The sequence below is a fragment of the Bartonella sp. MM73XJBT genome, assembly GCF_028618465.1.
Classification (GTDB): domain Bacteria; phylum Pseudomonadota; class Alphaproteobacteria; order Rhizobiales; family Rhizobiaceae; genus Bartonella.
Map to the genome: position 1 here is coordinate 1 of NZ_JAQISY010000025.1, position 20,430 is coordinate 20,430.

Genomic DNA, 20,430 nt, shown 5'->3' on the forward strand with positions numbered 1-20,430 from the left:
CCGCTCTTTATTCTGTTTTATTAACAATCTTTACGATATGATCATTTTCATAAACTTCGCAATTTTTTGGTACCAACTTTACTTTGCTTTGCTTGTTTAATTTGGCATTGCCATAAGCGCGACCCCAAACCTTCGTATAGAATAAAACCTTGGCATTGCCAAAAACAGAGCCATAGACCTCAGAAGATTCACCCACACTAGCATTGCCATAGACCTTTGCATTTTCATAAATTCAAGCCGGCACCATCGTTATATTTGCCAGCCCCCAATGTTGCGACAGCCCTTGCATTAAGACGATTCATAAGAACCATTTTTACTCCTTTCTTATACAATTTTTACTCACACACCAGCCCCGCTTTTGACGTGCAAGCAAGTGATTTTGATTGATGCAACATAAACAGATTTGAAATGAGAAAATCTTACTATATTCGGAGTTGTGATTCAAGTTAAAAAAGGATGATTTATCATTATAAATCAATGTGTTGCCCAGACTCCCGGAATACCAACGCGAGGGCGCTCGCAGCCGGTGGGAGGGGAAATGCAAGGTAAAAATCTTCATAACGACAAATTCATTGATCAATTCGTTGGCAAAAAAATTCGCTTCAGACGAAACATGCTGAAAATGTCTCAAAAACAATTAGAACAGTCTTTAGGAGTAAGCTTCCAGCAAATTCAAAAATATGAAACAGGATTAAATCGTGTTGGAGCTGGGCAGTTAAAGGAAATTGCTGATATCTTAAATGTTCCTATTGCCTTTTTTTACGCAGATCTCTTTACAAAACAACATACTCCCACCCATCATGATGAAGTCATCTCAAGCAGAGAAGAATATCTGCTGCTCAAAAGATTTCGCGTTCTCACCTCGATAAAACGCCGAGCGATTTTACAACTTCTCTCTGAACCAAATGAAAGCTTTTAAAATCATGCGCCCCCCCCCCACAGGCTTTGTGTATTAGCATGCATTGTGCATTCTTACTGTCATTCCCCTTATAAGTACTTTTTCATTGCATCAAAAGCATCCCACCTCTCATAAAACAAGCTCGTGTTCATTTTTATTGCCAATCCCCTGAAATTACTTTATGAATAAAGATGCTTTGATCGTATACGCGACGACAAAGAGGGTCTTGAAAGCCCGAAACCTAAACATAAATTTATCCCGCTTTGCGGGTGTCCCGGGATTCCGGGAGATTTTGCTATGTCCAGGTGTTTTAGGCACTAAAAGCAAAAAAAGCTGACTAGAGCTCAGTACTTTCAGACACGTAACAACGCGGCTCTACTATCAGCAACCATTAATTTCAGTTGTGATCAGAAAGCTGGCAATTGAAATAGTATTCTGCAGAGCAGAAAGCACACCCTTAGATCAACCATTCTTAAAAGCAATCAAATTAACGGATTTACTGCGATTATAAAACAGAGAAAAGTATAAAAAAACGGGCCAATAGGCCCGTCTCTTTTTTTCTTTAGGAAAGGAGATTAGAAATCCATTCCGCCCATTCCACCCATTCCGCCAGCTGGCATTGGAGGCATTGGGGTATCTTTCTTTGGCGTTTCAGCAACCATTGCTTCGGTTGTGATCAGAAGGCTCGCAATTGAAGCAGCATTCTGCAGAGCAGAACGTACAACCTTCACAGGATCAACAATTCCCAAAGCAATTAAATCACCAAATTCACCGGTTGCAGTGTTGTAACCAAAAGTATCAGCATTATTTTCCAACACTTTACCAACGATAATAGCTGCTTCTTCACCGGCGTTGGTTGCAATTTGACGTGCTGGTGCTTGAAGAGCACGACGGACGATATTAATACCAGCTTCTTGATCAGGATTGTTTCCTTTAACAGTCAGTGCATTTGCAGCACGCAACAGAGCGGTTCCACCACCAGCAACAATACCTTCTTCCACAGCAGCCCGTGTTGCATTCAAGGCATCATCAACGCGGTCTTTCTTTTCTTTTACTTCAACTTCTGTTGCACCACCAACGCGGATAACAGCGACACCACCAGCAAGCTTAGCAAGTCTTTCTTGTAATTTCTCACGGTCATAATCAGAAGTTGTTTCTTCAATCTGAGCTTTGATCTGATTGACGCGTGCATTAATTTCAGCCTTTTGTCCAGCACCATCAATAATCGTGGTATTTTCTTTAGAAATATTCACTTTCTTCGCACGTCCAAGCATATCCAAAGTGACATTTTCAAGCTTAATGCCGACATCTTCAGAAATAACCTGACCAGATGTCAAGATTGCGATATCTTCAAGCATAGCTTTACGACGATCACCAAATCCTGGTGCTTTCACCGCAGCAATTTTCAAACCACCGCGCAATTTGTTGACAACGAGTGTTGCCAAAGCTTCACCTTCCACATCTTCAGCGATAATAAGAAGTGGTTTGCCAGACTGCACAACAGCTTCAAGCACTGGAAGAAGAGATTGTAGATTAGACAATTTCTTTTCGTGAATAAGAATATAAGGATCGTCCAAATCCGCCACCATTTTTTCCGCATTGGTGACAAAGTAAGGAGAAAGATATCCACGATCAAACTGCATACCTTCAACGACTTCTAATTCTGTTTCAGCCGTTTTTGCTTCTTCCACGGTAATGACACCTTCATTGCCAACTTTTTCCATGGCATCAGCAATCATTTTGCCGATTTCAGCAGCACCATTTGCGGAAATTGTTCCCACTTGTGCGATTTCTGCGGAAGTTTGGATTTTCTTCGCTTTTTTGAAGAGATTTGCCACCACTTCATCCACAGCAGCATCAATTCCGCGCTTAAGATCCATTGGGTTCATGCCTGCAGCAACGGCTTTTACACCTTCTTGTACGATAGCTTGCCCCAAAACCGTTGCCGTTGTTGTTCCATCCCCAGCAATATCATTGGTTTTAGAAGCAACTTCACGCAACATTTGCGCACCCATATTTTCAAACTTATCTTCTAGTTCGATTTCCTTTGCAACGGATACACCATCTTTTGTGATGCGAGGTGCACCAAATGATTTATCGATCACCACATTGCGCCCTTTAGGGCCAAGGGTTACCTTTACAGCGTTAGCAAGGATATCAACACCGCGCAACAAACGCTCCCGCGCTTCACGGCCAAATTTGACTTCTTTAGCAGCCATTTAATTTCTCCTTGGAGTTATCTCAAATAATATAAAATGGAAGAATTGAAAGGCTTAAAACTAGCCCAAAATTCCCATAATGTCCGATTCTTTCATGATTAAGAGGTCTTCCCCATTAATCTTTACTTCAGTTCCAGACCATTTTCCAAACAGGATACGGTCACCTGTTTTTACTTCTAAAGGCACGCGCTTTCCATTATCATCAAGAGCACCATTGCCAATAGCAATAACTTCACCTTCTTGAGGTTTTTCTTTTGCTGTATCAGGAATGATAATCCCACCAGCAGTCTTATTTTCAGATTCAACCCGACGGACAACGACACGATCGTGAAGCGGGCGGAATTGTATATTAGCCATGTTCAAAATCCTTAAAACTTAATATAATTGCATTAATCTTAAGTCCTTGCTAGCACTCTCAAAGTATGAGTGCTAACACTGCCCAAGATATAAAATTGCCTCTTCTCAATGTCAAGGATTCTTCTTAAAAATAATTTACCTTAAAAAGACTTTGAAGTCTTGCCTCTTTTTCCTATTTTGCATTATCTAGCTTTTTATTAATTGCCAACATAAAAGGATCTTATCATGAGTGAAACACGTCAGGAAACGGATAGCTTGGGGACGATTTCGGTACGTCAAGACCGTTATTGGGGAGCACAGACTGAACGCTCGCTGCATAATTTTAATATTGGCAGTGAAAAACAGCCACTCACTATCATTTATGCCTTAAGCCTTATCAAAAAAGCCGCAGCCCTTGTGAATATGGAAAAAGGGAAACTTCCGCAAAACATTGGCAAAGCCATCATTACTGCTGCTGACGAAGTGCTCGCCGGTGCATTTGATACACATTTTCCGCTCTCTGTTTGGCAAACGGGTTCTGGTACGCAGAGCAATATGAATGTTAATGAGGTCATTGCCAACTATGCTAGCATGCTTTTGGGAGGAAAACTAGGGAGCAAAAGCCCTGTTCATCCCAATGATCATGTCAATATGAGCCAATCCTCAAACGATTCCTTTCCCACAGCACTTCACATTGCCACCACACTGCAAACACGCCAACACTTATTTCCCATTCTTGAAGCTCTTATTACCACTTTAAAGAAAAAAGAAGAAGAATTTGCCGATATCATTAAAATCGGGCGTACCCATACTCAAGATGCAACACCCTTAACTTTAGCACAAGAATTTTCAGGCTACCGCGCCGCACTTGAAGCCAATCGCCAGCGTATTGAAACAGCTCTTGCCGATGTCCAGATGCTTGCCCAAGGTGGAACAGCTGTCGGGACAGGGCTCAATGCACCACAGGGTTTTGATGTTGCTTTTGCGCAAACAATGAGCACCCTTACAGGGGTTGCCTTTAAGACCGCCAGCAATAAATTTGAGGCGCTTGCCCATCATGGAGCCCTTGCCCATTTCCATGGTAGTCTCAATGCTCTCGCTGCTGATCTGTTTAAGATTGCCAACGATATCCGCTTTTTGGGCTCAGGTCCACGTTCAGGTTTGGGCGAATTAAGCCTACCTGAAAATGAACCAGGCTCTTCTATCATGCCAGGCAAAGTTAACCCCACCCAGTGTGAAGCAATGACCATGGTTGCAGCCCAAGTGTTTGGTAATCATACCAGTGTAACATTTGCTGCCAGCCAAGGGCATTTTGAACTCAATGTTTATAAACCTGTCATTGGTTATAATGTTTTGCAATCAATTACGCTCCTTGGGGATTGCATGCGCTCTTTTGATCTCCATTGTGTCCAAGGATTACGTGCTAATCGGGTTCATATTCACACTCTTATGGAGCGCTCTTTGATGCTGGTGACAGCACTTGCCCCAGAAATTGGTTATGAGAAAGCGGCCGAAATTGCCAAAGCAGCGCATAAAAATGATACAACTTTGCGTACTGAAGCACTCAAAGCAGGTGTTTCTGCAGAGGATTATGATCGGCTGGTTGATCCCAAAAAGATGATTGCTCCAAAGTAAACAGCCGGATATGAATTTTTTTGAAACAAATTTTTAAACTATCGGGCTGTTCGCGGTCCGATGGTCATTGTATCATTAACAGTCTACCTACACCTTCAAAAATCTTAACACCTCTGGGACAAGTAAAAGATTTTCTCAACCCTAGCATATTTGTAAAGAGAGCCTCTTACACCCCAAAAAGCCATAACAGGTTCTTCCCAACTGTTTTTCATGAACATATTGATAGCTCACCATTTTAGATGCCGAATAAAGGCTTCGAAAACCAAATTTTCTTATTTCGAACTCTCACATACCATACGCTTCTTTCATCTCATCCCCTTTATAGTGAAGCAGATAAAACTTTTTACGCGCGCGTCCATAAACAGGATTGATATATAGATAAAAACTCTTGAAGTATAAGCAGGAAACAAACAGTAAAAATATCTCTTATAAATACAATAGCTCTCACGACATTGAGGTAACAGTGTGCTTCTTCATAAGCGTGAAGATGATGGTATGACTTTACCATTATAGAATTTATGAGCCGCATTGCAAAATGAACTTGAGAGCAACAAGAGATAGCTTTAGCAAATATGTTCACGAACAATACGATAATATTTTGTAGCGTTCTGTTTTGCAGAATGCTGTTTCAATTGCCAGCCTTCTGATCACAACTGAAATAATGGTTGCTGATAGTAGAGCTGCGTTGTTGCGTGCTGCAAATGCGCTGACTGTTAAAGGAAACAATCCTAACCAGAAGCTTAATATCATTTACTGTATTCTCCAAGCATCAACACGCCAAATTGCGATCAATGTCGGTGAAGAAGCTGCAATTATCGTTGGCAAAGTGTTGGAAAATAATGTCAATATTTTTGGTTACAACACTGCAACCGGTGAATTTAGTGATTTGATTGCTTTTAAGAATTCTTGATTTAAGGTTGTGCATTTTATTCCTTGTGGAGGATGTGCTTATAAAATACGCGAAAAATAACGGCATAAAGCATTGAGGCAATATGACCCTAGTACATAATTTAAAAGCTTTCATTTGGTTCAGAGAGTAATTGTAAAATCGCTCGGCGTTTTATCGAGGTGAGAACGCGAAATCTTTTGAGCAGCAGATATTCTTCTCTGCTTGAGATGATTTCTTCATGATGAGTGGGTGGGTGTTGTTGTGTGAAGAGATCAGCGTAAAAAAAGGCAATGGGAACATTTAAGATATCAGCAATTTCCTTTAAACGCCCAGCTCCAACACGATTTAATCCTGTTTCATATTTTTGAATTTGCTGGAAGCTTACTCTTAACGACTGCCCTAATTGTTTTTGAGACATTTTCAGCATGTTTCGTCTGAAGCGAATTTTTTTGCCAACGAATTGATCAATGAATTTGTCGTTATGAAGATTTTTACCTTGCATTTCCCCTCCCACCGGCTGCGAGCGCCCTCGCATTGGTATTCCGGGAGTCTGAAAGTACTGAGCTCTAGTCAGCTTTTTTTGCTTTTAGTGCCTAAAACACCTGGACATAGCAAAAACTCCCGGAATCCCGGGATACCCACATCAGTGGGTTTATTTCACGCTCGGATTTCGGGTTTTCAAGGCCCTATTGGTCGCTGCGTATACGACCAAAACACCTTTTAATTCATAAAGTAATTTTAGGGAATTAGCAATAAAAATGAAGTCCGATTTTCTATGAGAAAAGATAGCGTGGTCTTTATTCAATCAAAAAGCGTGCGAAAAAGACAAGCTTTCAGAATTCTCGAGATAGCTATTTTGTACATTGGCTTTAATATTGCCATTTTTGCCAGTAGGACTTCGTTTTGCAATCAAATCGATGCTTCAGCTTGAAAGAATACGATCTTCTCAAAATAAGGCGCGCTCTTTTAACAGAACAAACGCCCCCTTCCCCAAAGACATCAAAGCTTCTTTAAGAATCAAAGCAGTTTTCTCACGTGATAATATCAGGACGTTCACGCCCCAATTGCTGCTCTATGTTCAACAATTCCAGTGCTGCCTTTTGTAAAGGTTGAAGCACTTTTTGCGGTTCTTGATGATGTTTCCAGGGTTTCCCCTCAAATTGTTCAAAATAAAGCCGTAAAGTAGTACCCAATGTTCCTGTCCCCGATAAGCGTACCACAAGCCGTGCTCCATTCTCAAAAAAAATACGTATACCCTGCTTTATGCTCACACTCTGATCAACGGGATCGTGATAGGTAAAATCGTCTGCTTTTTCCACCCGCAACCCAGCAATTTCCGTCCCCTCCTGTGGTAAATCGGCACGCAATTGCTCTATAAGCGCTTCTGCTTTATCATTCTCCACGCTCTCATAATCATAACGTAACGTGTAAAAACGCCCATAGTTTTTCCAATACTGCTGCACAATCTCTGCAACAGATTTTCCTGTGAGAGCTAAAAGATTTAACCAAAATAATACAGCCCACAAACCATCCTTTTCGCGAATATGGTAAGAACCGGTTCCAAAACTTTCTTCACCACAAAAAGTCACCTTTCCCGCATCCAAAAGCGATCCAAAAAATTTCCACCCCGTTGGTGTTTCAAAACAATTTAATCCTTTTTTTTCAGCAACCAAATCAACAGCACGCGTTGTTGGCATAGAGCGTGCAATCCCCACAATGCCTTGGCGATAACCTTTAATCAGATGGGCATGCTCAACCATAATAGCCAAGGAATCAGAAGGCGTGACAAATTGCCCACGCCCAATAATAAGATTACGATCTCCATCCCCATCCGATGCTGCCCCCATATCAGGTGCCTGCTCAGACATCAATAAATCATAAAGATCTTTGGCATAAACCAAATTGGGATCTGGATGCCCCCCTCCAAAATCTGGCAAAGGAATACCATTAACTACCGTTCCTTCAGGAAATCCTAAACATTTTTCAAAAATCTCATGGGCATAAGGCCCTGTGACCGCATGCATAGCATCAAATCGCAAAGTAAGCCCTCTCTTAACAGCTTGAGCAATGCAATCAAAGTCAAAAATCTCCTGCATCAAAGCAACATAATCCGCTACAGGGTCAATAATATCAATCTGCATAGAGCCTAGAAAAGTTGTGCCTTCTCTCTCTAAATCAACATCTGCAGCTTCAAAAATTTTATAACAAGAAAGTTGTTGTGAGGCTGCAAAAATAGCTTCACATAGGGCTTCTGGAGCAGGTCCACCATTAGCAATATTATATTTGATACCACAATCGCCCTCTTTTCCCCCAGGATTATGACTTGCGGAAAGAATAAATCCCCCATAGGCATGGGTTTTACGAATAAGATGTGAAACCGCCGGTGTGGAAAGAATGCCCCTTCTTCCCACCTTCACACAAGCAACACCATGAGCCGCCGCCATTTTCAAGACCGTTTGTAAAAGAGCGTGGTTGAAATAGCGCCCATCGCCCCCAAGAATAAGCAGCTTTCCTTCAACAGAGCCAATAGTATTAAAAACAGACTGTATAAAATTTTCCACATAATGGAGCTGTTGAAAAACCGACACTTTCTTGCGTAAACCAGACGTTCCAAGTCTTTGATCAGCAAAGGCCATGGTTAAAACTGTCGTTATCATCACAAAAACGCCTTTAAAATATTTTCTTTAATGTTAAAGTGAATACCAGCCAAAGTCGACCATTAATTCCACTTGACGAGATAACGAAATACTTGCACACTTAAACGGAAGAGCAAGGATTATTTAAGGCCCCCTCTTAAAGAGTCGTTAAATACCAAAACTGCTGAAAACACAATTTTCATAAAAAATACAGGAGCATAGTTATGATAAAAAGAACCGTTCCCAATACCACCTTTCATACACGTATCCGTGATGAATCGATGGGTGGAGATAATCCTTATCGCTGGCAAGAAGTAAGTAGCGATGCATATTTTAAAGGAAAACGGGTCATTCTTTTTTCTCTTCCTGGAGCCTTTACTCCCACTTGCTCAACTTTTCAACTGCCTGATTTTGAAAAACTCTATGATGAATTTAAAAAAGTTGGTATTGATGAAATTTATTGTCTTTCCGTCAATGATGCTTTTGTCATGAACGCTTGGGGTAAAACGCAAGCTATCAAAAACGTCAAATTAATTCCTGATGGCTCTGGTGAATTCACCCGTAAAATGGGTATGCTGGTTGCGAAAGACAATATTGGTTTTGGCATGCGCTCATGGCGTTATGCCGCTGTGATTAATGATGGTGTCATTGAACAATGGTTTGAAGAACCAGGCTTTGCAGACAATTGTACAACAGACCCCTATGAAATTTCTTCCCCACAAAATATTTTAAAAACCTTGAAAAGTTAATTTGAAGACTAATTATACAGTTATCAAATGCAAACTTTCTAGCATAAACTCCTTCTTAGGAAGGGGTTTATGTTTTTTTGCATTTTATGGATGATAAATTGAAAAATCTGTCGTCCCTAATATTTGCAACAACCTGTAGAACCTGAAAAGATTCATAAGAAGCATTTTTACGCCTTTCCTCTATGGTTTTTATCTACATGCTCATCTCGCTTGTAACGTGGCAAGCGAATGGTTTTGATTAGCGCAACATGGAAAAAACTTACAATATTGGGGATTCATTATTCAATACGAATAACGATAAATCATCATTATAAATTAATACATTATCCAATATTTACGCGACAAGAATATGCGATCAACCCATCACAGCCCCCATCATCACCCTCAAAAGAAAAATTTTTCTTTACGCTCACCAGAAAAACATCAAAAAGCATACTCCCCTCAACCACAGCCTTCATATAATAAAGCAATATATACGCCCTAGCAGAAGGATCAATTTTAATCTGATAACCGTTCACTCTCAATTTTATCCTTTAACGATCACTGCCTCTAAAGAGGAAGATTTCTTTTTAAACATAACCGCTAAAGCAGTCGTTTATTTGGGTATTCTACAGAAAATAATGTCTTCTCTTCTTCCTCTTCAGAGAACTCAAAATCTTCAACACCTTCAGGAAGTCCAAAGATATCTGGATTTATAAAATAGCACCCTTCTTTTATCCCCTTTGCAATAATTTTGTGACGTTCTAATTCGTTGAGACCTTTTTTAAAAATTTCAAAACTAAGATAGTGCGATTCTTGAGTTGAAAAATCGCAATCCAAAAATTCATCGAGAACATTATGATCTAATGTAACCTGATCAAACCATAAATCCATCTCATCTTCCTCTGATATTTTCGCCACTTGCCACAACATAACAAAAAAACTCTTTAACCCAACAAATGAAAGCCCAACAATCATCCGTCGACTCTCAGGCGCTCCAGAAAAAGTAATTTGCGGAAGATTTTCAAATCCAAAGTGTGAGGGAGGAAGCTTAAATGATTTTCCAATATCCTCAGGACTTTTAAGAATAAAAGGATTTCTTTCATAAAGCACAGTAAAATCATATTGAACCATTGTATTTCTCCACTAAGCAATTCATTTTATGAAAAAATAAATATTATCAAGTAGTTGCTATTATAGCAGCTTACAATTGACGCAAATATTTTCCTGTAAAAAATTGTTCGATTTAAGTTGTTTCATTGTTTTGTGAAACACTAACAAATCTTTGAGAGAAAATGCTCTAGGTCTCTCTTATAATCCGCACATACTAAATTATGTATAGTGCACAAGAAACCCAAAAAAATTTATATCAGCAGATGAAAAAATAGCTGTTTAACAAAGATGAACGATCAATATTTTTATAAATGATCACCATCCCCTTTTCTAAAAAAATGATATAAGTTAGGGGACTTTCACGCATATTTTGTTTAGGAAAACGCCCTCATCACCTCCGCAAAAAGGCTGATTTATTTAGTACATAAAACGCTTTCGCCCCTTAAAAAACATTTCCATTTTATACAGCACAAGCTTAAAAAAACACCACAACTTTGTCCTTGTGCATAAGCACATCCAAATACGCAAAGTACAAATCCTTAAAATTGCATGGAGAATGACAGAAATCCAGCTAAACAATTTTAAAAAAAACTTTTATTATAACCTACTTTGGGCTGCCAAAATATCCTGTACGGTCTGGACCAATTGATCTTCATCAACCGTCACTTGCGCAGGTCTGCTTTCACGCCATGTTTGATTATCCTTAATTTCATGAGACAATCGGGCACCTTCAATCAAATCTTTGATCTGTATTTTTCCACTCTCGCGCTCTTGTGAACCTTGAATGACCACACAAGGTGCCTGGCGGCGGTCAGCATATTTCATCTGCGCCTTCATCCCTGCTGCCCCCAAATAGAGTTCAGCACGAATTCCAGCATTACGCAATTGCATGACCATTTTTTGATAACGCGCAACCATTTCTGGTTCTTTATCCATCATCAGCACCACAACAGGCCCCGTCTTTTCTTTGACAGGCAATTTGCCAAGATTTTGCAAAGCAGCGATTAAGCGTGAAACACCAATAGAAAAACCTGTTGCCGGAATATTTTCCCCACGAAAACGTGCCACCAAGCCATCATAGCGCCCCCCACCACCAACGGAACCAAAAACAACTTTTTGTCCATCATCATTGAGAACATCAAAAAGCAAAGCCGCCTCAAAAACAGGTCCCGTATAATATTCCAACCCCCGTACCACCGAGGGATCAATTTTGATGCGGTTTTGAGCACCATTTGCGGCAAAGATTGCCTGCATCTCCTCAAGCTCACGCACCCCTTCAAGCCCTTGCTCACTCTTATCAATAACTTGTCTAAGAGCATCAAGCGTTTCCTCTGCCGTTTCAGCTTCTACGGTAAGCAAAGAAAGAATACGATCTATCTCTTTATCCTTAAGCTGTGCCCCTTTTGTAAAATCACCACTCTCGTCCAAACGCCCTTTGCCCAACAGCAAATGCACCCCTTCAAAACCAAACTTATCCAGTTTATCCATTGCACGAAGAACACTTAAGCGCTTTTCAACTTGATCATCTCCCTGCAAACCAATCAACTCTAAGACACCCTCGAGAATTTTTCGATTATTGAGCCGAATAGCATAATCATCATGCTGAAAGCCCAATTTTTCTAAACTATCGGCTGCCATCAAGCAAATTTCGGCATCCGCAGCAACGGTTGGTGTACCAACAATATCAGCATCAAACTGCATAAATTGCCGAAATCGCCCTGGTCCGGGTTTTTCATTGCGGAACACAAAGCCCAAGCGATAACTGCGATAAGGCTTTGGCAAAGTTTCAAAATTCTCTGCAAAATAACGAGCAAGAGGCGCGGTGAGATCATAGCGCAAAGACATCCATTGCTCATCATCATCTTGTAGCGAAAAAACCCCAGCATTTGGGCAATCTGTATCAGGTAAAAACTTGCCCAACACATCCGTATATTCAAAAATCGGTGTCTCCAGCGCTTCAAAACCATAAAGTTCATAAACTTCACGAATCTGAGCAATCATGGTCTCCGTTGCATATAATTGTGCACTTGTGCGATCAACAAAACCGCGAGGTAAACGTGCTTTGGTTTTTTCCGGTGATGATGACATAGGATTCTCTAACAACAATTTGTCTCCACAGATACTATGTGTCTTATCTTATAGCAATAAACCCTGCAATAACTTTATCAATGACAAGCCTCATATACACCAGTGTAACACACAAAAACCGTTGCTTTACAAAGGCAATGTAAACCACCTTTAGATAATCGCCTTTACAAAAATTTGTATTATGAGTACCGTCATTCTCTTTGCCTCCCAGAACATCCCTTTGTTTTGAGACGATTCATAACAGTCCTTTTTATTCCTTATCTTCAGATATTCTTACCCACACACCACCACTTATGACTTACAAAGGCATGATTTTTCTTCATTTATCATGGGAGATATTTGAAATGAGAGAAGCTTAGGATATTTTTAACTTTTATTTCAATATGCAAAAACAGAAATGATCTTATTATGCCGGAAAACAATTTCGTTTAGGACAACGATACAAGATATTATAAGTTTACACATTCCGTATTTTGAGAATGTGTCGTGCATATTCAAGGAAAAACCAGCCCTTAGAGCCTTAGCAAACCATACAAATGATCAGCAGATGGCATCCACCAAAAGAAGCTTTATTATTCACAAACCAGCATGAGTAAGAATCTTCATCATTTGATGATATGGGGAGCAAACCAACTTTGTAAATCCATCTCTTGACTTATAATGGAGTAAACTCTGCCTTGGTGTTTTGCACACATTCACAAACGCTATTGAGAAATCAGAGGCGCATATCCTCTCAACCTCTCGTTTTGTTAGCAGCTCTTGCGCTTAAAGAATGATAGTTTCTGTTTAATCGCCTTTTAAGCATTGTAACACACATTTGTACGGTAACGGTGCACATAACAAAAAAATATGCAAGATTAAAATCTATAATCTTGCAGCAACATTGATGTTTTACACAGAAAAATCAATAATTTAATTTAAATCACAAGCCCAATACCTTTCCATCATGAATACTGTTTTTTCTTATTCTTCACCGAAGCATTTTTTGTTAAATCTGTTTTCAACAATCACGGGCCTTTTCCTTCCTCTAACAACAACGCTTCCCCTCCTCCAAAGCATCGTCCCACGCATTTATATTGCTCTCTCAACATAATATGAAAGACATATACTGATTGCTCTAGAGGCAAAAACAACGATTAATTTTGGCTCAATCGAAAAAAATCTCTCAAAAAGACAGCCATCTTGAGCAAATTGATGAAGAGTTGAACAGATCTATCAGCTATGCAACTCAAAAATAGAAGAAATCCTTTTTGCTGGCTGTGCAAAGTGATCGATAAATACGACCTCCCTTTCTTACCTCCCCATATCACCTCCAATATACCATTTTCTCATTGATACACTTTGCTGTTAAGCAAACTTCCCTCACTATATCTCCCACAATCTCTACATTCTTCCCCATCATCCCCTTCCTTCCAAACATCACCCCCCACATCTCTCTCTAAGCCTAAGAAAGAAACATGTGTACTTCTTTAGAGGAAGGAACAACGCTTGATTTTAGTAAAACAGGAGCCAGCATCTAAAGCTCCCTTTTTATGAAGCGTCTTCCAATTTATCCTCTATGCAAAAATCTTTAAAATACAAGCGTAGTTTTAGCCTGCTCAGCAAAATCATGAATGCGCATTTTTAAATCAACACTCTTTCGACCAGCATCGGTAATCGCTCTTGAAATAGAAGGAATAATATTCTGCCATAGCTTTTGAGGAAACTGGTTTGTCAGTTGTGTTATTGTCCCTCCCTGAGCTCCAATACCCGGCACAAGAAACAAGCAGTTTTTTAATTGTTCGATTGTCTCTTTTGCTTCACTGCCCAGTGTTGCTCCAATAACCGCACCAATAGGACCAACAGCATGATTTTTTTCCAAAAACTGGCTATTATAGTCACAAATGCGCTGTGCTAAATGAACAGAGAGTGTTTGATCACCAATGCGCGCATTGCGAATATCCTTGCCCTCTGGATTTGAGGATTGCACAACCACAAAAACTGTCGTTGCTGTTTCTTCTGCAATTTTTATCAGAGGGGTAAGAGCATCAAAACCAAGAAAAGCATTGGCGGTTATGGCATCTGCTTTAAATGCGCTGCTTGGACCAAGCCAAGCTTGACCATAAGCTTCAACGGTAGAACCAATATCCCCTCTTTTTGCATCAGCGATCACCAATAACCCTTGTTCCCGTGCATTTTCAATAAGCTCTTTAAGAACTTGAAGACCTTCAACACCATACAATTCAAAAAATGCCACTTGCGGCTTTATAATGCCCACATTGCCGACAACGGCTGTTAAGAGGATATCACAAAAATCTCTAAGTCCCTTATAATCAGGGCTTAAATTCCATGATTGTAAAACTTTATGGCTAGGATCAAAACCAACACAAAGCGGTCCATAGATTTCACGATTTTTAAAAAAACTGGAACAAAACATCCCTAACATCCTTACAAAGCCTCTATTTAAATTTTCTAATACAAAAAAGAAGAAACGCATTGATCAAAATGATAGGTAACATGGTTTTCAGCAAAAAGAAAATATTTTCAAATTTCATGAGCATGTGAACAAAACAAGCATCACAGAGCATTTTACAAACAAGCCTCATGGTGAAAATACTCATTCTTTTTCCCCTTTGAGCATTTTTCTTTGCCAAAGTGTCCTTTCTTCATAAACAAGATTTAGATTGGAATTCGCCCAAAAACACTTTGACCATCTCCGTAGGATCATCCCAGCATCTTAAGGCAAATAATCTCACGCACAACAATCTCAGCACAATAATTCAACACGATAATCCGTGTCTCTTTCCGGTATTTTGGGTCCATTGGGGATGCAAATCCGTCTCTGTGGGAACATAATGGATCAGCAAGCATTCTATCTCCAGCATCATTCAAGGAGATAAAAACATGGAAACCCGCATTCATGAAGACACACCCTTCGATACGCATTTTCTAGGAGAACAGTCCTTAGAAACAGAATATCCTTTTTTCCAACCACCCATTTCATGGTCTGCAATTTTTGCTGGACTGGTGACAGCTCTTGCCACATCAATCTGCCTCTCTTTTCTGGTGGCAGCATTAGGCTTGGGTCAAATGGATTTCACTTCTTCAACCCCTTTTGAAGGCTCTTTCTTCTCTTTTGGCATGGGATCTCTTATCGTAACACTCATCAGCCTTGCCTTGGGAGGTTTTGTTGCTGGGCGTTTTGCTGAATCCTCAGGAACTCTGCATGGCTTTCTCACTTGGGCTCTCATAACACTACTGATGACCCTTCAAGCCATCCATGTGGTTTCAAGCACAGCAAAAATAGGCGCTAAAGCAGCCCTAGAAAACAGCTCCATGCTTCAACAAACCGTGGACAGCTTCAAAACAAAGATTGCTCCCCTGCTTGAAAATTTCAAGGGCGAAAACTTGGAAAAGTTTTTGGTCAAAAACAGCGACAATGGTATCAATTTTGATAAACTGGGCAATGAGTTGCGTACACTTCTCAACAAGAGCGACATCCCTGCTCTCAATCCTGAACGCTTAAAAGAATCCTATCAAAGCGCCTTAAAAGACATTGGTACAGCGATAACAGCTTTTAAAAATGATCCTTCTCACTATCGCACCTACTTGAAAAATCTTGGTGATCGCCTTTCTGATCGTCTAGAAGTCCTTACTGCAAAGTTTAATAAAAGCGATATTATCAATGCCCTTATGCACGATGGCATGACACGTACCGATGCACAAACAGCAGCTAACGAAGCCATTCATGTTTATCAAAGGGCAGAGGAAAAAACGCAAAAAGCGATAAAAGCGCTTGAAGAACAGACTGAAACGCTCTCAGATAATCTTGAGAGTGCCGTAAAGGGAGCAAAAAACACTGCCCAAAAAGCTACAAAAACAGCTTCAAACATCGGCTGGTGGGGCTTTTTAGGCAGCCTGATTGGCGCTATAATTTCCAGTGTCTTTGGCTATTATGGCTATAGAAGCCGTAAGGATGCTTTCAAGCTTTAAAAGCCACCCCATAAAACAAACACTTAAAAAAGCTGTACATTCTGTCCAGCTTTTTTTACAATTACTTGAAATGTTTTGTGTATAATATGACAACCTATACATTACTTGATCATATCCAAATAAAATCTCTTGAAACTTAAACTTACAAACAGAATACATGAATGATAAGAATATATTGTGTTCATCTCCCCTATAAATCAAAAACTCAAAAAGAACAGTCTATCTTTTTAATAAGGATACATAGCACTCTTCATTATACGAAGTGTATCTCTTCAAAAGGATAAGAAATATATTCAATCAACATAACATTTGACAAAAAAATAAAATCCATACTAAGAGGAAACAAGTGGTAATTTTTTTATTTTGGTTATCATTGTTTTTTATCAACTATAAGGGGGGAAATATATGAGTATTTCACTTAATGAAGTAAAAGATGTTATTGAATTAGCTGCTGATGAGCTTAATCCAGTAAGGGGGAGCGTTAAGTACGCTCAAATCAGTGATGTTCAAGTTTATCAAGATGAGCTTAATCCAGTGAGGGAAGGCGTTAAGTACGCTCAAATCAGTGATGTTCAGGTTTATCAAGATAAGCTTAATATGAATGGTTCACTGGAACTTTGATAATGTATTGTTGATACAGATCTATTTATACATCTAACTTTAAAAATTAAGTATATTTAAGAGCATGTTTGAATTATTTTCAGAGAGCTTTTCTCAAAAAGTTTAGGCTAAGCAAACATCTGAATTGTCAATTTCATATATCCCTTTCAATGAAAGGGATGTATTGGATGCTTTAAGACAATACGCTCTACATCCTCATAAACTCTTAATCCTAAATCCGAAGTCGTAACAGTAGTGAATGGAGTACGGAGTCCACATCCTCTTCCAAATTTTCTTGTTTTAGATACGGATAGGACCATAGAAGAATATATTGCTAGCGTTGATCAATATGCCGAAAAGCAAGAATGGGCAGTAATGTATTATGGCTTAATGCTGCGACTCCTATACTTTGGGATGCGGCAAAACAGTTTGCAGATCAATTGGCACATTCTTTAGGTTTTAGACCTGGTGGACGCGTGGATATTGACTACTTTATCGGTCGGTATTCTTCTACCCATGTTGGGATCCATGTGGATCACGCTCATAATTTTGGTTTTACTCTACAGGACGATAAAACAATGTTTGCATGGACCAACACACGAAAAGACCTTCAAGGGCTCAAATATCCTGAATATGAGGAGCATAAATCAACAGCAATTGCGCTGCAAAATCGTACAGATCGTGTTGCTTACTTCCCGCATGATGCCTTCCATGTCGCTGAAACGGGAGAAAAGGTTGCTGTAAATATCAATGTCGCTTTTTGGGAAACAGCACACGATGCACAACACCATAAAAATTATGTCACGCATTTACTCTATCTCGATGATCGAACACGGCATGATATCCGCACATCAGGAAGAGCAAGTTTAAACCCTGATAATGCTTTTCAACACTTCGCACTAAACTCTGCCATCGCAAATAGTACCTTAAAACGCCATATGCTGGTTTCTCAATTAATTTGCGATACAAGTTCACGTTTATGCGTCGGTCGCCCTCTTGTTGACGTCTCCGAAATTGAAAATGAAATCACTCTTCGCCCACCTGCAACCCTGCAATGGGTGCCCTTAACTGAAACAAAAGAACTGCTCATCGCAGCAAACGGACATTGCGCCAGTTTTGAATATAGCTCTCATCTAGAGCATTTCCTTTCTCAACTTTCATCAGGAAAAAAACTAGATCTAGTAAAATTAAATGATACCCCATATAAATATGCACAGCAGGAAATTTTAAAAGCCGTAAAAGCCTTGGCATCTTGGGGAGCATTGTGACAAAGAAAAAAACTATGATTTTCGCCCAAATCGGACTTTTCCTCGTTTTGGGATTTAGCAGCTTTGCTGATGAAACAGCGCAAGTTACATTTGCTCTACACTTAGCAGAAAGCACAGCTTCTATTTCAATGCTGCTTTTTGCAGGACTTACAGGAGGAATTTGCGCAGGACCCATTGCCCCGCGTCTTTTGCATCACTTCCAGCCAGCGCACACAATTACTGTTGTTTTATTATTTGAAGCACTCTTCATAGCCACAGCTGCAATCGCCAACCAGTTTTGGCTTTATATTGCCCTTTCTTTTACACTGGGCTGTGCTGGTTCACTCTTTTGGTCTGCTATCCTTGTTGCTGTACCTGACTTCGCAAAGACTGATCACCAATTAGATCGTGTCAACCGCATTATCCAAACAGTCCGTAATCTTGGCTATATTGCAGGACCACTGTTAGGTGGCATGTTATATGGTCTATCAAACGGACAAAAAGGATTGTTTGCGCTTTCAATCATGGTGCTTCTTGCTGCCTTTATCACTCTCTGCTCTTTTAAAAGTTTAAAAATTCATACGCAAACAACAAACACAGTGCAGCAAAGCAAAAAAGGGCTAGATTTAACGGGTCTCTTGCATAAAAAAAATGTTGTCTATGCTCTTTCTCCCCTCATCATCACCATCATCCTCACCTCTGCTCTCAATGTATTGTCGATTGTCCGCATCCGCACTGAGCTTAACTCAAGCGCCGAAACCTATGGAATGATTAGCAGCATGATCAGTTTCGGTCTTGTGGTTGGTCCACTCTGCTTCTCTAGCCTTTTTCATCGTTTTGGCAATGCCGCTGGCGCATCATTGGCTGCTGCAACCATTGGCTTTGCCATTTTCTGCTTTTCCCTCACACACATTGTGTGGCTCATGATGCTTTCATTTTTTATCCTAGGGAGTGCAAACGGTGTGCAAAATGCACTGATGGCAAGTTTTATGATGAAAGCCATCCAGAAAGAACAGCGGAACAGTCAAATGCCCGCTTATCTTTTCATCATACAAGTATCCGTATGCCTTGGCTTTATAGGAGCTGGTTTTGTTCATGTGCATCATACCAAAAGCACACTGTTTATCATTGGTATAACCACAATGATCGCAGGTATATTAGGTTTTATCGTAAACAGTGCGGTGCAAAAAAAGAAACAAAAAGAATTTGATAATGGTTAGTGGACGCAGCTATTTTCTCCATAAGCAAATAATGCCTCCAAAATGGCGTTATAACCGCAACTCTATAAAACCGTTGCTTCTAATCTCGTGCAACCTCATACCAGCTGATATGACATCAACGAGCCATCCTTTGATACATATTGCGCATCGTTGTGGAAATTTGAAATTTTGAAGCAGGAGAAACCAGTTTAACATCATGCAACAAGACCCTATAGGCTTAAACTTTTACAATGGAACCGGCGGCTATGTGTGGCAACTTGCAGACTATATGCTACATGATTGTCAGGAGAGCTCCTACACTCTTGAATTACAAAAACCTACACCACCCATAGTCATCAATTCTTTCGCTGTCTACCCTTCTAAACTCAATCCTTTATCACGCGTTCAATGGGCAAAAGATATACAAATAATAAAAAATAAACCGGCACTCATTGGCAAACGCCAAATACAACCTATCACCGTTGTTTCCACCAAAAGCAGAGCTTTTGGTGGATTTGATTCACTAATATTCGCAACACTTTATGATGGCTGTTCTGTTCAATCCTTGAAAGAAATTAAACTCAACGGTTGCCTTTTTGACGTGAACAATCTTTTTATATCCTTGTTGCGACACGGTCTCATTCAAACAGACCAACAGGCCTTTTCAAAAGATGACGCAACGACTCTTTTACGAGAACCAACATGTCGTATTGTCAATTCTCCTCTTGGGTCCCTTGCCATTAATCAACTTTACAAGGCATTGATTTATAATGATAATCTAGCGTTATTCATATTGAATTAGAACACCGAATAACCTAAGATTCTCTCATTTCAAATCTCTTTATCTTGCATCAATTAAAATCACTCATT

16 protein-coding genes and 2 pseudogenes are annotated in these 20,430 nt (G+C 39.9%); 9 read left to right on the forward strand and 9 right to left on the reverse strand.

Annotation, left to right across the window (positions count from 1 at the left end; translation table 11 throughout):
* Positions 1-7: 7 nt before the first annotated feature.
* Positions 8-217 (reverse strand): annotated as a pseudogene (locus PVV69_RS07430) (hypothetical protein); the annotation flags it as partial.
* Between the two features lie 321 nt (positions 218-538).
* On the opposite strand from PVV69_RS07430, the gene PVV69_RS07435 reads away from it, so the two are divergent.
* A complete protein-coding gene (locus PVV69_RS07435; protein WP_273757019.1) occupies positions 539-919 on the forward strand; it encodes a helix-turn-helix domain-containing protein in 381 nt (126 codons plus the stop codon).
* Between the two features lie 554 nt (positions 920-1,473).
* Here PVV69_RS07435 and groL read toward each other — a convergent pair.
* Both groL and groES read right to left on the reverse strand, forming a co-directional pair.
* Entirely contained in the window at positions 1,474-3,117 is a 1,644-nt protein-coding gene (gene groL / locus PVV69_RS07440) for a chaperonin GroEL (protein ID WP_273721587.1), read from the reverse strand.
* 60 nt (positions 3,118-3,177) lie between these two features.
* The gene (gene groES / locus PVV69_RS07445; protein WP_005864441.1) at positions 3,178-3,474 is read right to left on the reverse strand and encodes a co-chaperone GroES; all 297 of its coding nucleotides are present in this window, start codon (positions 3,472-3,474) and stop codon (positions 3,178-3,180) included.
* A 225-nt stretch (positions 3,475-3,699) separates the two neighbouring features.
* Between groES and fumC the strand changes: the two genes are divergently transcribed.
* Both fumC and groEL read left to right on the forward strand, forming a co-directional pair.
* Entirely contained in the window at positions 3,700-5,088 is a 1,389-nt protein-coding gene (gene fumC / locus PVV69_RS07450) for a class II fumarate hydratase (protein ID WP_273757020.1), read from the forward strand.
* Positions 5,089-5,743: 655 nt separating this feature from the next.
* Positions 5,744-5,983, forward strand: a pseudogene (gene groEL, locus PVV69_RS07455) (chaperonin GroEL); the annotation flags it as partial.
* 115 nt (positions 5,984-6,098) lie between these two features.
* On the opposite strand, the gene PVV69_RS07460 reads toward groEL, so the two are convergent.
* Positions 6,099-6,512 carry a helix-turn-helix domain-containing protein gene (locus PVV69_RS07460; RefSeq protein ID WP_273757021.1) on the reverse strand — a complete coding sequence of 138 codons (414 nt, stop codon included), beginning with the start codon at positions 6,510-6,512 and terminating at the stop codon, positions 6,099-6,101.
* Positions 6,513-7,008: 496 nt separating this feature from the next.
* Positions 7,009-8,637, reverse strand: coding sequence for an alpha-D-glucose phosphate-specific phosphoglucomutase (locus PVV69_RS07465; RefSeq protein WP_273757022.1), 1,629 nt, complete (start codon positions 8,635-8,637; stop codon positions 7,009-7,011).
* Between the two features lie 200 nt (positions 8,638-8,837).
* On the opposite strand from PVV69_RS07465, the gene PVV69_RS07470 reads away from it, so the two are divergent.
* Positions 8,838-9,362: a peroxiredoxin gene (locus PVV69_RS07470; protein WP_273757023.1), complete on the forward strand. Its 525-nt coding sequence runs from the start codon at positions 8,838-8,840 to the stop codon at positions 9,360-9,362.
* 323 nt (positions 9,363-9,685) lie between these two features.
* On the opposite strand, the gene PVV69_RS07475 is transcribed toward PVV69_RS07470, so the two are convergent.
* The 4 genes from PVV69_RS07475 to pyrF form a co-directional block, all read right to left on the reverse strand.
* Positions 9,686-9,880 (reverse strand): hypothetical protein, encoded by a 195-nt coding sequence (locus PVV69_RS07475; protein WP_273757024.1) that lies wholly within the window; start codon positions 9,878-9,880, stop codon positions 9,686-9,688.
* A 64-nt stretch (positions 9,881-9,944) separates the two neighbouring features.
* Positions 9,945-10,475, reverse strand: coding sequence for a replication protein (locus tag PVV69_RS07480; protein WP_273757025.1), 531 nt, complete (start codon positions 10,473-10,475; stop codon positions 9,945-9,947).
* A 576-nt stretch (positions 10,476-11,051) separates the two neighbouring features.
* The gene (gene hisS, locus PVV69_RS07485) at positions 11,052-12,542 is read right to left on the reverse strand and encodes a histidine--tRNA ligase (protein ID WP_273757032.1); all 1,491 of its coding nucleotides are present in this window, start codon (positions 12,540-12,542) and stop codon (positions 11,052-11,054) included.
* Positions 12,543-14,112: 1,570 nt separating this feature from the next.
* A complete protein-coding gene (pyrF, locus tag PVV69_RS07490) occupies positions 14,113-14,958 on the reverse strand; it encodes an orotidine-5'-phosphate decarboxylase (protein ID WP_273757026.1) in 846 nt (281 codons plus the stop codon).
* 467 nt (positions 14,959-15,425) lie between these two features.
* Here pyrF and PVV69_RS07495 point away from each other — a divergent pair, with 467 nt between their 5' ends.
* The 5 genes from PVV69_RS07495 (at position 15,426) to PVV69_RS07515 (ending at position 20,362) form a co-directional block, all read left to right on the forward strand.
* Complete coding sequence (locus PVV69_RS07495) at positions 15,426-16,514, forward strand: DUF3792 domain-containing protein (protein WP_273757027.1); 1,089 nt, start codon at positions 15,426-15,428, stop codon at positions 16,512-16,514.
* Between the two features lie 405 nt (positions 16,515-16,919).
* On the forward strand, positions 16,920-17,135 hold the full coding sequence (locus tag PVV69_RS07500) for a hypothetical protein (RefSeq protein ID WP_273757028.1): 216 nt from the start codon (positions 16,920-16,922) through the stop codon (positions 17,133-17,135).
* 344 nt (positions 17,136-17,479) lie between these two features.
* Positions 17,480-18,382, forward strand: coding sequence for a hypothetical protein (locus tag PVV69_RS07505; RefSeq protein ID WP_273757029.1), 903 nt, complete (start codon positions 17,480-17,482; stop codon positions 18,380-18,382).
* The gene (locus PVV69_RS07510) at positions 18,379-19,581 is read left to right on the forward strand and encodes an MFS transporter (RefSeq protein WP_273757030.1); all 1,203 of its coding nucleotides are present in this window, start codon (positions 18,379-18,381) and stop codon (positions 19,579-19,581) included. The genes PVV69_RS07505 and PVV69_RS07510 overlap by 4 nt, the downstream gene beginning before the upstream one ends.
* A gap of 196 nt (positions 19,582-19,777) precedes the next feature.
* The gene (locus PVV69_RS07515) at positions 19,778-20,362 is read left to right on the forward strand and encodes a hypothetical protein (RefSeq protein WP_273757031.1); all 585 of its coding nucleotides are present in this window, start codon (positions 19,778-19,780) and stop codon (positions 20,360-20,362) included.
* Positions 20,363-20,430 lie beyond the last annotated feature (68 nt).

What these genes read in the sequence shown, in the direction of transcription:
- PVV69_RS07435 (WP_273757019.1), top strand. Translation starts at nt 539, where the DNA reads ATGCAAGGTAAAAATCTTCATAACGACAAATTCATTGATCAATTCGTT.
- groL (WP_273721587.1), bottom strand. Translation starts at nt 3,117, where the DNA reads ATGGCTGCTAAAGAAGTCAAATTTGGCCGTGAAGCGCGGGAGCGTTTG.
- groES (WP_005864441.1), bottom strand. Translation starts at nt 3,474, where the DNA reads ATGGCTAATATACAATTCCGCCCGCTTCACGATCGTGTCGTTGTCCGT.
- fumC (WP_273757020.1), top strand. Translation starts at nt 3,700, where the DNA reads ATGAGTGAAACACGTCAGGAAACGGATAGCTTGGGGACGATTTCGGTA.
- PVV69_RS07460 (WP_273757021.1), bottom strand. Translation starts at nt 6,512, where the DNA reads ATGCGAGGGCGCTCGCAGCCGGTGGGAGGGGAAATGCAAGGTAAAAAT.
- PVV69_RS07470 (WP_273757023.1), top strand. Translation starts at nt 8,838, where the DNA reads ATGATAAAAAGAACCGTTCCCAATACCACCTTTCATACACGTATCCGT.
- PVV69_RS07480 (WP_273757025.1), bottom strand. Translation starts at nt 10,475, where the DNA reads ATGGTTCAATATGATTTTACTGTGCTTTATGAAAGAAATCCTTTTATT.
- hisS (WP_273757032.1), bottom strand. Translation starts at nt 12,542, where the DNA reads ATGTCATCATCACCGGAAAAAACCAAAGCACGTTTACCTCGCGGTTTT.
- pyrF (WP_273757026.1), bottom strand. Translation starts at nt 14,958, where the DNA reads ATGTTTTGTTCCAGTTTTTTTAAAAATCGTGAAATCTATGGACCGCTT.
- PVV69_RS07495 (WP_273757027.1), top strand. Translation starts at nt 15,426, where the DNA reads ATGGAAACCCGCATTCATGAAGACACACCCTTCGATACGCATTTTCTA.
- PVV69_RS07500 (WP_273757028.1), top strand. Translation starts at nt 16,920, where the DNA reads ATGAGTATTTCACTTAATGAAGTAAAAGATGTTATTGAATTAGCTGCT.
- PVV69_RS07505 (WP_273757029.1), top strand. Translation starts at nt 17,480, where the DNA reads ATGGGCAGTAATGTATTATGGCTTAATGCTGCGACTCCTATACTTTGG.
- PVV69_RS07515 (WP_273757031.1), top strand. Translation starts at nt 19,778, where the DNA reads ATGCAACAAGACCCTATAGGCTTAAACTTTTACAATGGAACCGGCGGC.